Raw genomic sequence first — 10,108 nt, forward strand, 5'->3', positions numbered from 1 at the left:
CTGCGAATAGCATGCTCAAACGAGGCATGGGAGAAACCTTACGGGGGAAGTCCGTCGGCATGCAGGCAAGGCACTTCTATATGAAGTGCTTTACGCATAATATGTTGGTGAGGGGTTAAGATGGAACTTGCAATCGAGCCGGTGAGGCTTTCGGTGATCTTGGTGTAGGGTCATGATAAGCATTGATGGCGCCGGGGGTGGCAGTGCTGCGGTCTTTTGCCTGATGGCAAAGCCCTATTCGGCATCCCGAAGGGAGTATCCCCTGCCTCATAGCACGCCACCACGGCGCTGGACAAACTGGGGGTTGTCCCTTACGGGGTGGTTTGTAGGGCATGCGGACAGCATGGCCGTCCAGCCGCCAAAGTGGTGGTCTACCTGATAAGGCCATCCATACCTGGTCAGTATCGGTAAAAGCATCAGTTCTTGGCTGTATTGACGCTTCTGCAAAAAACTGCGGTCGGAGGTGTTTGAAGCCTCAAAACCAAAAGCCTTATATAATATAATATATCACAATATAAGATATAATATGATACCGAACCATGGCTGAGGCACCCGAGCAATTCCTGAGGACTGTACGGAGATCCGGCACCTCGCTTGCAGTCCATATACCTCCGGAAGTGGCCAGCCTGATGGAGATCAGGGAAGGCGATATGGTGAGGGTTGTCCTGGAGCCTATCAAGAAGAGGAGAAAAGGATGAAGCATTACCTCTCCCACCTCAGGCAGAAGAAGCCCATTGATGTTAAGAAAAGCTTTGTTGAGATCCAGACCGAGCTTGACAGGATATCTCCCTTAAGCTCCATCATTGGGGATATTGAGACTTCCTTAGGCAAGGAAAATAAGGATCTGAGGCACCTGAAGATGAAGGTCCTTTTGTCAGAGATGAAGGGAAAGGAAGAGATCAGGAACAGGCTTTGCCTGCTTACCCACCACCTGGGCTTATTGAGGAAGAGCCTGCTGATCAACGACAGGGATAAGCTGCTGGGCTCGATCGCCATGTTCACAAAGAATCCCTATGCAAGATTGTCAGGGGTTATTCAGGATGTCGCAAGCCTGGAGAAGCTTATAAAGGAGTTTGACCACAATTACGAAACCTATGTCAGGCAGAATGCAACAAGCCTGGACCATCGCCTTCATCTGGAGAAAGGCTATGGCGAGGCGATGGAGCAATTGCAGGCCTGTTTGCAGGGAAAGAAGGTTGTTGCCGCATCGCTGGGAAGGATGTTTGTTGACTTAGGCAGATCCCTCATCAGAAAAGATAATGACTTGGAGAATCAGCACACGAGGAGGCATCTTCCTTAAGGCCGCATTGAAATAAATGTTAAATATCGAGAACAAAAGACGTGCTCAGTAGAAAGTCAATCGGCATCAAGCTCGCTTGTGATTGCATCTGCGATTGCTGACATCCCCGAAGGGGCCTACCCCTGTCAGCAGTGGTTATGACTGCGAAGAAGCTCGCAGAAAGGATGCCGGACTTTCTACTGAGCCCAAAAGAGGGACAGATTAATAAATGAGCGCCCCCCAACAAAGTCCGGGTATTCACTGAACCTATAAAATGTACGACGCAAAAAAAATAGAGGCTGAGCAGCGGAGATACTGGAAACGCATCAATCTTCTCGAGAAGCTGAATGCCAAGAACCGCAAGGGAGAGCGCTATTTTCTCCTGGATGGCCCTCCTTACGCAAATTTCATCCCTCATGTCGGCCACATCAGGAACACCGTCTATAAGGATATCCTCATCCGGTGGAATTTCATGAAAGGGAAGAGTGTCTTCTTCCAGCCTGGCTTTGACACCCACGGGCTTCCTGTCGAGAACATGGTTGAAAAGGAGCTGAAGCTGGGCTCAAAAAAAGATATTGAGAAGATGGGCATCGCCAAGTTTACAACTGCCTGCAGAAAGCTTGCCACAAAGAATAAGGAGGTCTGGCTTGATGTGTATGATGCGCTCGGCAGCTGGTACGCATGGAAGGAGCCTTACCTCACCTATGATCAAAGCTATGTTGAGGCAGGATGGTGGACCTTGAAGCAGTTCCATGAGCGCGGCTTGTTGTATGAAGGCCTTTCTCCTGTCTTCTGGTGCCCGCATTGTGAAACCAGCCTTGCCGGGTATGAGGTTACTGATTCCTATAAGATGGTCACTGACCCTTGCCTCTACGTGAAGTTCAAGCTCAAAACAAAGGATGAATTCCTTCTCGTCTACACGACAACCCCATGGACGCTTGTCGGAAATGTGGCAATCGCAGTGCATCCGGAAAAGGCCTATGCAAAGGTTGAAACAGCGCAAGGGATCCTGATCCTTGCAGAGCAGAGGCTCAAGACCCTCGATGAGCTCGGCATTGCGTATGCCAAAAAGGAGGTCTTGGATGGAAAAGATCTTGCAGGCATGGCCTATGAGCCGTTGCTTGATGTTGAGCAGCAGGCCGAGGTGGCGCAGCACAAGAAGAGCCACAGCATCGTCCTCTCCATCCCTATCATGAAAGGAAGGGTAGCCTCAAAGGTTGGCATGAAGCTCGGGATTGAGTCCGGCCAGCAGTTTGAGGATTTTGTAAGCATGGAGGAAGGGACAGGCCTTGTCCATGTTGCCCCAGGCCATGGAAAGACAGACTCCATCATAGGAAAACACTACGGCCTTGTTGCTGTCTCTCCGCTCGATGATTCCTGCAGGTTCAGCCAGAAGGCAGGCAGGTTTGCCGGAATCTTTGTCAAGGATGCTGACAAGGACATTGCTGCTGAGCTGGAGAAAGACAATAAGCTGCTGCATGCAGGAAAGGTGCAGCATAAGTATCCCCTGTGCTGGAGATGCAAGTCTCCCCTCATCTTTAGGCTGAGCTCCCAATGGTTTGTTGCTGTGGAAAATCTGAAAGAGAAGATGCTCAAGGAGAACGAGAGAGTGGTATGGCAGCCTGGATTTGCCAAGGAGCGGTTTGATGCATGGGTCATGGATGCAGAAGACTGGAATATCAGCAGGCAGCGCTACTGGGGCATTCCCATGCCGATATGGAGATGCTCAGCATGCAATAATCTCAGGGTCATTGAGTCTCTGAAGGAGCTGAAGCAGCACGCTGTTGGAAAGATTCCCAAGGAGTTTGATCTCCATAATGCTGCAGAGGTTGAGCTGCGATGCTCGTGCAAATTACCCATGCAGAAGGTGAGGGACATTGCAGATGTGTGGTTTGATTCAGGAATCGCTCCCTGGGCAAGCCTTGGCTACCCATTCAGGAATAAGCAGAGGTTCGAGCAGTTTTTCCCTGTTTCAAGGATCAATGAGTCCCAGGACCAGATTAGAGGGTGGTTCTACTCCCTGATGTTCTGCAGTGTTGCAGTGCATGGGAAATCTCCCTACAAGTCAGTCTCCATGCCAGGCTGGACTGTTGACGAGGTTGGAGAAAAAATGTCCAAATCCCTGGGAAACGTAATCCTTGCATCAGACGCCCTCAACGATCTTGGCGCAGATGTGCTGCGCTTTTACATGATGTGGGATGCTCCCTATGAGATCCAGAAATTCAACAAGGAGCTTGCCAAAAAAGAGGTCGGCCGGATGTTCGGCATCCTCTGGAACATTCATACCTATCTGGCAAGCCAGGCAAGAAAGATAAAGGAGGTTCCGGTTGCGGAAATTGAGGACCAGTGGATACTTTCAAGGCTCAACACAACCATTGAGGTCTTTGTCAAGGGCATTGAGGCATTTGAGTTCCAGGCAGGCAAGGCTCTTGCAGGCTTTATCGTTCAGGACGTCAGCAGGGGATATATCCAGCTCATCCGCGACCGCGTAGACGACGGAGATGAGGCTCCCTTGTTTGTGCTGTACACCATTCTTCTTAACCTCGTGAAACTGCTTGCTCCGGTTGCGCCATTTATTGCTGAGAAGATATATAGAGAGCTGGGAAAGGCAAATGGCCTGCTGGACTCTGTGCATCTTGAGAGGATCCCAGGATCAGGCCATCGTGCTCCTGATCTGGAGAAAGACATGGAGCTTGTGTTCGAGCTGATACAGGCTCTCCTGAATGTCCGGGAAAAGGTGGGCTACGGGGTGAGATGGCCGTTGAAAGAAGCAATCATAATCACACCTGAGATGCGCGTGCATGAGATTGTCAAGAAGTATGAGAAGATCATCAGGAAACAGACAAACATGAAGGAGATCTCGGTAAAGGAGCATCTTGCTGGGCTGAAAACCAGGGTGAGGATTGACTATAAGAAGCTCGGGCCTGATTATGGGGTCCTGCTGCCGAAGATCATATCAAGGCTCTCCACAGAGTCTGCTGATGCTGTGCTTTCGCACATCGAAAAAGACGGCAAGCACGAGTTGCTGATTGATGGGAAGAAGGTCAGCATCGTCAGAGAACACTTAATTGTGGACAAGGAAATCCCCATTCACCTGAAGGAAGGCCCCTTTGGGAGAGGCTCGGTGTATGTCCACCGTGAGCTTGACAATGAGCTGATGGCTGAAGGCTTTTCCCGCGAGATTGCGCGAAGGGTCCAGCAGATGAGGAAGCAGCAAGGCTTGAAGAAGTCAGACAGGATCAAAGTTCATATTCAGGTTGACCGTGATCTCGCGAAGCTGCTCGAGCCCTGGACAAGCCATATCAGGGAAAAGGTCGGCGCTTCTGAGCTTGCCATCGCTCCTGAAGCAAAGGAGCTGGGCATCTCTGAGAAGGAGAGCATCAAGGGAAGGGATATTGTGTTTTCTATGGAGAGATGACCCCACCAGGCTGCGCTGCGACGAATTAGTTTTATAAAAAGAAGGGGATTTCTCATCCATTATGTACTTATTTACCAGGCAATTCTTAGAGGATTACGCAGGCGTAGGATCTCCGCTCCCTTCGTCAAAATATGTTGCAGATCTCATCCTTAGGCAGGTTGACTTTTCACAGCTCGAGAGTATTGTGGAGTTCGGCCCCGGCACAGGCGCCTTTACAGAAGGGATTCTTGAGAGGATGGATGTCAATACTCTTTTTTTCTGCATCGAGAAAAATAAGGAGTTTTACGGAATGCTGGTAAGGAAGTATCCTTGCATCCCTGTCTACAACGACTCAGCAGATCAAATAGGCTCCTACCTCGGTCGTTTTGGCCTCACAGGAGTTGATGCCATTATCTCTTCCCTCCCCTGGTCAAATTTTGAGGAGAGCCTCCAGGCCAGGATCCTGAAAGAAACATCTGATTCTCTCAACCCTGGCGGCAGATTTATTACCATTGCATATAAGCCCTGGCACATGCTTCGTAAGGGAAGGAGGTTCTCAAAGCTGCTCCACGAGTATTTCAGCGATGTCAAAGAGACAAGGACTGTCTGGCTCAATGTATTCCCAACATTTGCGTATGTTTGCGGCAAGGACGAAGAATGATAGGCTGCGTTCAACATCTCGCACAGCTCGGGTGAGCGCCAGGTTCGCCACGCGCATATAGTCTAGCAGAGCGACATATCCCCGAATGGGACAACCCCCTTGTCGCTGGGGTGTTCTTTGTTTAGTGGCTCACAAAGGGGCGCTCACCTTCATTTCGAACGCAGCCAAGAAACATAAAAAATATAAATACACGAAAAAGCGCCTTAGGGTATGGCAAAGGAATCAACCATAAAGCTTATTGGCATAGTTCTGATAGGAGTCTCAGTGCTGCTTGTCGTCTTATTATCCCTGATCAAAGCCAATCTGGACGAGCAGTCTGCATTCCTCTGTTCCGTGGTGAGCTCAAGCAGCATGGACATGAGCAGCTGCCCGGTGCATAAGAGCAACACCTCCTGGCTGCTGATCGTTGCATTCAGCCTGAGTTTTCTCAGTCTTGCAGCAGGAGCATTCCTTTTGCTCAAGCCGCTGGCAGAGCGCAAAGCCTTTCCAAAGCTTGATGAGCAGGAAAAGCAGGTGTACGACCTCCTGAAGAGCCATCAAGGATCTCTCTACCAATCCGACATCCTCAAGGAGACCCAGCTCTCCAAGGTCAAGCTCACCCGGCTTCTTGACAGGATGGAACAAAAAGAGGTTCTTGAGCGGAAGCGCAGAGGCATGACCAACATCATCGTGCTGAGATGAAACTAGTTTCATCATTAGTTAGATAAGGTGTTTCAGTCTCTTCCTAAGCAAGGGCTCTGTCCTGAATGAAGGTTGCCGCCAATTTCGCGAGGCTCAATAAGCAAATATCATCACAAGCGGAGGGAGTTGCCCCAATCAAAACGCCATCGGGCGTTTTGGTGTGCCAAAAGAGCGTAGCTCTTTTTAGCACCTACGGGCGAGGTGCCGCTCTTAGCTGAAAACTGCAAGAGCCGAGCTCGCGGCAACCCGGGAGAGATTCAGGACAGAGCCATAAGGGTGATACTTATGAAACGATTTATGACGGGATTCGTGGTGTTTATCGCAGCTGCGTTGCTGCTGGCAGGCTGCAGCAATGCGGGGTATACTGTAGCAAGCCAGTCCAAGAGCCAAAGCCAGTTTAAGATAGTCATGTCAGAGCAGTGCGGCTGCTGCGGCCTGTATTCGAAATACATGAAGAAACACTTTGATGTCGCCGTAACCTCAGTAGATGATATATCCCAGGTAAAGGATGAATATGGAGTTCCAGATCAGATGAGGAGCTGCCATACGGGAATTATTGACGGCTATTTTGTGGAAGGCCATGTTCCTTATGAAGCTGTTGAAAAGCTCATTGCAGAAAAGCCTGAAATTGCAGGGATAGCCCTGCCGGGGATGCCGTCAGGAGCGCCAGGGATGCCAGGATCCAAAAGAGAGCCCTTTGTTGTCTATGCGATCCATAAAGACGGCTCCACGACAGAGTTTATGAGGATCTGAGATGGGCTTTCGCAAGAGCCTTGTCCTGCTCCCCAGCCTTGCCCTCTTGGCCAAGAGTATCCATGCGCACTGCCCCTTATGCACAGTAGGGGCAGCTGCGGCAGCAGGGGGAGCTGCCTATATGGGCGTCAGCACATCAGTCGTAGGCCTGTTCATAGGAGCATTTGGGGTTTCCACAGGGTGGTGGGTTTCGAATCTTCTTAAAAAAAAGTTTATTCCATTCCAGAAGATTGTGCTAATCCTTGTTTCATACATTGCAACAGTGCTGCCAATCCTTCCCCTGATGCCTGGCTTTTATCCACTGCTTATTTCTTTTTCTGGTGATTACGGCTCCTTGCTGAACAGGACGTATCTCATAAATCTCTTCTTTGCTGGAAGCCTCTTGGGCGGAGCTATTGTTTGCATCACGCCCTTGCTGAGCAGGAGGATTGCTGCATGGCGCGGCAGGATGCTTCCTTTCCAAGGGATTGCGCTTACCCTGCTGCTCCTTGTGATAGCAGCCCTGGTTTTGGGAGTGGTAAGCTGATGGCGCAGGACGAAGTACAGCAATGGCTCACCAAAGCCCAGGAGGTAAGGAAAGGCCAGCTTGATCTCTCAAAGGATGAAGACCTCAGCATCGCACTGATGAACCTCATAAGCCTTGAGGAGCACTTCTATTTCACAGCCATGAAGACCAGCAACCAGAAATATATTGACATGCTCCAGTCAGTTCGTGAGCTGCGCATCAGGCTTCTCAAGAAGATGGTCACAAAGCCTGAAGGCGAGGAATGGTGCATCAGCAAGCACCTGCTCGCAGCAAGCATGCGCCTGATCGAGGTCGGCACCAAAGAGCTTTCCAAGGACAGGAAGGAGGCTGAGTCGTACTTCGCATCAGCCTTTGATCTTTACTCCCTCTTCTTCGCAATCAACCTCAAGATGATTGGGGTCCAGAAGCTTGAGGATTCCAAAAAGCCCGAGGAGCGGGGCTCAAACCGCATGATGAGGGGATTCTCGGCAATGGTAAAGAAGATTGTCGACTGCTGCAAGGAGTGGTAAAGGATCATACGGGCTGCCGCCAATTTTGCGAGGCTCAATAAGCAAAGATCATCACAAGCGGAGGGGGATGCCCCATCAGGGGTGGTGCCGCTCTTCGCTGAAGACGTGAAGAGCCGGCGGCAGCCTGAATTCCAGATTCATAAGCTTTAAATACCGAGCATGATTCAACATTCATATGATTTGCAAGTCATATGAAACATTTTTCCGGACTCTTGCTGACAAGAGCAAGCTTGAGATCATCAATCTGCTCAGCAAGGGGCCGAAGAGAGTGAATGAGCTCAGCCAGGGGCTTGGCTTCGAGCAGAGCAGGGTCAGCCATAACCTCAAGGCGCTGCGCGAGCGTGGATTTGTGAGCGTTAAACGCCAGGGCAAGGCGATGGTCTACTCGCTGGACAAGAGGTATATTGTCCCGATCCTCAAATTGATTGACAAGCACGTGGATCAGTATTACAGGCACTACTGCAAATGCAGGGGAGTACGATGGAGACAGCAAGCATAACAACCCGCTATGGTTACAGGAAGAAACTGGGGATAGCGTATCAGGCAGCAGTCAAACGTGCTCGTGAAGAGCTGCAGAAGCAGGGCTTCGGTGTTTTGACAGAGATAGATGTCAAGGAAACATTGAAGAAAAAGCTTGGAGTTGAGTTTGGCAACTACATCATCTTGGGAGCATGCAACCCGCCATTCGCATATGAAGCCCTGAAATCTGAGCAGGAGATCGGCCTGATGATGCCCTGCAACGTCATTGTGTATGAAAAACAGGGCAAGGTCTATGTTTCTGCAGTGCTGCCGACAGCAGCGATGAGCATGATTGAGAATCCAAAGCTTATGAAGATAGCTCAGGAAGCTGAGATGAAGCTTAAGGCTGTAGTAGATGGAATATAAAAGTAAAAATGACAGTCAAACAAAAGGCAATGCCTGGAGGTGGCTCATGTTTGGGCTATTTAAGAAAAAGGATCCTGTCTGCGGGATGAAGAAAGAAGAAGGCAAGGGGCTGATGGATGGAGGCAATTGGTTTTGCTCAGAGTCTTGCAGGAAGGAGTTCAAAGAGCAGGAAAAGGAGCATCACAAAGACATGAAGGGGTGCTGCCATTAGAACAGAGGATGCTGAATGAGATATGAAGGATTGGATATGAAGTGATAGGGAATTTGATATGAAATATAGGTCATGAGAAGGGTATGAAAGACCTCAAAGAGAAAATCGTCGGAGCAACCGGAACAGTTTCCGGAGCGGCAAGCATTCTTGGGTCATGGCAGGTCTGCCACAGCGTTTGCCTGGGCATCATTGCGCTTCTTGGGATGATAGGCATCACGGTAGTTGGCATGCCTCTGCTGTTCCTGACAAAAGTTGCAGTACCACTCTGGACTGCCGCAGTGATACTTCTTGCTCTGGCGTTCTGGATGTACTACACCAGAAAATGCATCTCAAGGAATCTGCTGCTTGTAAACTCAGGCCTTCTCATCGCAGGCATTCCGTTCCAGGCCCTTCAGCGATTTTCGCTCTATTTTTGGATTTTCGGAGGGGCTTTGGCGGCTGCTGGAATCTTTCTCCTCATAAAAAGGAGGATAATAAAATGAGCCTGAACAAGGAACAGGTCATCCTTTACGCAGCATTGCTCCTGGCAGCAGCAACGCTTATATATGCGCTGTTTGCGGTTATGGGCAGTCCAGGAAGCATAACCCTGAGAAATACACAGCAGGATTCAGTGAACCAGCCTGATGGATTTGCACAGGTGAATGGATTTGCAACAATAGGCTCAGGCAGCACAGATCAGGGTGATGTTTCCATTGACCTTACGCCAGTGAAAGGAGGGAAGCAGCTGAAAGTGCTGGTAACTGCCAACACTCACTCAGTTGATTTGAGCCAGTTTGATCTCAGGGAAATCACGATACTGGAGTATGATGGAAGAAAGATTCAGCCGAGTGCTGCCCCAAAACTATCTGGGCATCATGCAAATGGGGAGATCATATTCGATGTTAGCGTGCCTTCAGATTCAGAGTTTACCATAAAGATGAGAAGCATACCAAAAGAAGAAGAGCGCGTCTTCACATGGAGGTGAAGTGATGAAAGCTATAAAGATCAGCATTGTTTGGATGGCATTGTTTTTGGCATTTTTGGCTTTAGGAGGATTCATTGGCTCAGCCCATGAGGATTTCTCCGAGGCTAAAACCCTTATCGAGTCGAAGATATCCTGCAGCGAGCTCACAGATGACCAGCTTGAGGAGATCGGAGATTACGCCATGGAGCAGATGCACCCTGGCGACGCGCATGAGCTCATGGATCAAATGATGGGAGGTGAGG

General features: G+C 49.8%; 14 protein-coding genes. All 14 read left to right on the plus strand.

From position 1 onward, the window contains the following. Positions 1 to 539: 539 nt before the first annotated feature. Positions 540 to 698, plus strand: a complete 159-nt coding sequence (locus VJB08_06685) for an AbrB/MazE/SpoVT family DNA-binding domain-containing protein (GenBank protein ID HLD43639.1) — start codon at positions 540 to 542, stop codon at positions 696 to 698. Beyond that, positions 695 to 1,300, plus strand: coding sequence for a hypothetical protein (locus tag VJB08_06690; GenBank protein ID HLD43640.1), 606 nt, complete (start codon positions 695 to 697; stop codon positions 1,298 to 1,300). The genes VJB08_06685 and VJB08_06690 overlap by 4 nt, the downstream gene beginning before the upstream one ends. A gap of 253 nt (positions 1,301 to 1,553) precedes the next feature. Further along, a complete protein-coding gene (gene ileS, locus VJB08_06695) occupies positions 1,554 to 4,697 on the plus strand; it encodes an isoleucine--tRNA ligase (GenBank protein HLD43641.1) in 3,144 nt (1,047 codons plus the stop codon). 61 nt (positions 4,698 to 4,758) lie between these two features. Further along, entirely contained in the window at positions 4,759 to 5,337 is a 579-nt protein-coding gene (locus tag VJB08_06700; protein ID HLD43642.1) for a ribosomal RNA adenine dimethylase domain-containing protein, read from the plus strand. 210 nt (positions 5,338 to 5,547) lie between these two features. After that, positions 5,548 to 6,018, plus strand: a complete 471-nt coding sequence (locus tag VJB08_06705) for a MarR family transcriptional regulator (GenBank protein ID HLD43643.1) — start codon at positions 5,548 to 5,550, stop codon at positions 6,016 to 6,018. 285 nt (positions 6,019 to 6,303) lie between these two features. Then, positions 6,304 to 6,771 (plus strand): DUF411 domain-containing protein, encoded by a 468-nt coding sequence (locus VJB08_06710; protein ID HLD43644.1) that lies wholly within the window; start codon positions 6,304 to 6,306, stop codon positions 6,769 to 6,771. Position 6,772: 1 nt separating this feature from the next. Next, the gene (locus VJB08_06715; GenBank protein ID HLD43645.1) at positions 6,773 to 7,297 is read left to right on the plus strand and encodes a hypothetical protein; all 525 of its coding nucleotides are present in this window, start codon (positions 6,773 to 6,775) and stop codon (positions 7,295 to 7,297) included. After that, positions 7,297 to 7,806, plus strand: a complete 510-nt coding sequence (locus VJB08_06720; GenBank protein HLD43646.1) for a hypothetical protein — start codon at positions 7,297 to 7,299, stop codon at positions 7,804 to 7,806. The genes VJB08_06715 and VJB08_06720 overlap by 1 nt, the downstream gene beginning before the upstream one ends. Positions 7,807 to 7,981: 175 nt before the next feature. After that, on the plus strand, positions 7,982 to 8,305 hold the full coding sequence (locus tag VJB08_06725; protein HLD43647.1) for a metalloregulator ArsR/SmtB family transcription factor: 324 nt from the start codon (positions 7,982 to 7,984) through the stop codon (positions 8,303 to 8,305). After that, complete coding sequence (locus tag VJB08_06730) at positions 8,287 to 8,691, plus strand: DUF302 domain-containing protein (protein HLD43648.1); 405 nt, start codon at positions 8,287 to 8,289, stop codon at positions 8,689 to 8,691. The genes VJB08_06725 and VJB08_06730 overlap by 19 nt, the downstream gene beginning before the upstream one ends. Next, complete coding sequence (locus VJB08_06735; protein ID HLD43649.1) at positions 8,681 to 8,902, plus strand: hypothetical protein; 222 nt, start codon at positions 8,681 to 8,683, stop codon at positions 8,900 to 8,902. Before VJB08_06730 ends, VJB08_06735 begins: the two co-directional genes overlap by 11 nt. An 83-nt stretch (positions 8,903 to 8,985) precedes the next feature. Next, positions 8,986 to 9,384, plus strand: coding sequence for a hypothetical protein (locus VJB08_06740; protein HLD43650.1), 399 nt, complete (start codon positions 8,986 to 8,988; stop codon positions 9,382 to 9,384). Next, a complete protein-coding gene (locus VJB08_06745; protein HLD43651.1) occupies positions 9,381 to 9,866 on the plus strand; it encodes a hypothetical protein in 486 nt (161 codons plus the stop codon). Before VJB08_06740 ends, VJB08_06745 begins: the two co-directional genes overlap by 4 nt. Before the next feature lie 4 nt (positions 9,867 to 9,870). Further along, the coding region (locus tag VJB08_06750; protein HLD43652.1) for a hypothetical protein at positions 9,871 to 10,108 on the plus strand (238 nt) is incomplete at its 3' end.

It is taken from the genome of Candidatus Nanoarchaeia archaeon (assembly GCA_035290625.1).
Classification (GTDB): domain Archaea; phylum Nanobdellota; class Nanobdellia; order Woesearchaeales; family DATDTY01; genus DATDTY01.

Coding starts and splice junctions, on each gene's coding strand:
- VJB08_06735 (HLD43649.1), top strand. CDS start 8,681: ATGGAATATAAAAGTAAAAATGACAGTCAAACAAAAGGCAATGCCTGG.
- VJB08_06710 (HLD43644.1), top strand. CDS start 6,304: ATGAAACGATTTATGACGGGATTCGTGGTGTTTATCGCAGCTGCGTTG.
- VJB08_06720 (HLD43646.1), top strand. CDS start 7,297: ATGGCGCAGGACGAAGTACAGCAATGGCTCACCAAAGCCCAGGAGGTA.
- VJB08_06685 (HLD43639.1), top strand. CDS start 540: ATGGCTGAGGCACCCGAGCAATTCCTGAGGACTGTACGGAGATCCGGC.
- VJB08_06705 (HLD43643.1), top strand. CDS start 5,548: ATGGCAAAGGAATCAACCATAAAGCTTATTGGCATAGTTCTGATAGGA.
- VJB08_06745 (HLD43651.1), top strand. CDS start 9,381: ATGAGCCTGAACAAGGAACAGGTCATCCTTTACGCAGCATTGCTCCTG.
- VJB08_06690 (HLD43640.1), top strand. CDS start 695: ATGAAGCATTACCTCTCCCACCTCAGGCAGAAGAAGCCCATTGATGTT.
- ileS (HLD43641.1), top strand. CDS start 1,554: ATGTACGACGCAAAAAAAATAGAGGCTGAGCAGCGGAGATACTGGAAA.
- VJB08_06715 (HLD43645.1), top strand. CDS start 6,773: ATGGGCTTTCGCAAGAGCCTTGTCCTGCTCCCCAGCCTTGCCCTCTTG.
- VJB08_06730 (HLD43648.1), top strand. CDS start 8,287: ATGGAGACAGCAAGCATAACAACCCGCTATGGTTACAGGAAGAAACTG.
- VJB08_06740 (HLD43650.1), top strand. CDS start 8,986: ATGAAAGACCTCAAAGAGAAAATCGTCGGAGCAACCGGAACAGTTTCC.
- VJB08_06725 (HLD43647.1), top strand. CDS start 7,982: ATGATTTGCAAGTCATATGAAACATTTTTCCGGACTCTTGCTGACAAG.
- VJB08_06700 (HLD43642.1), top strand. CDS start 4,759: ATGTACTTATTTACCAGGCAATTCTTAGAGGATTACGCAGGCGTAGGA.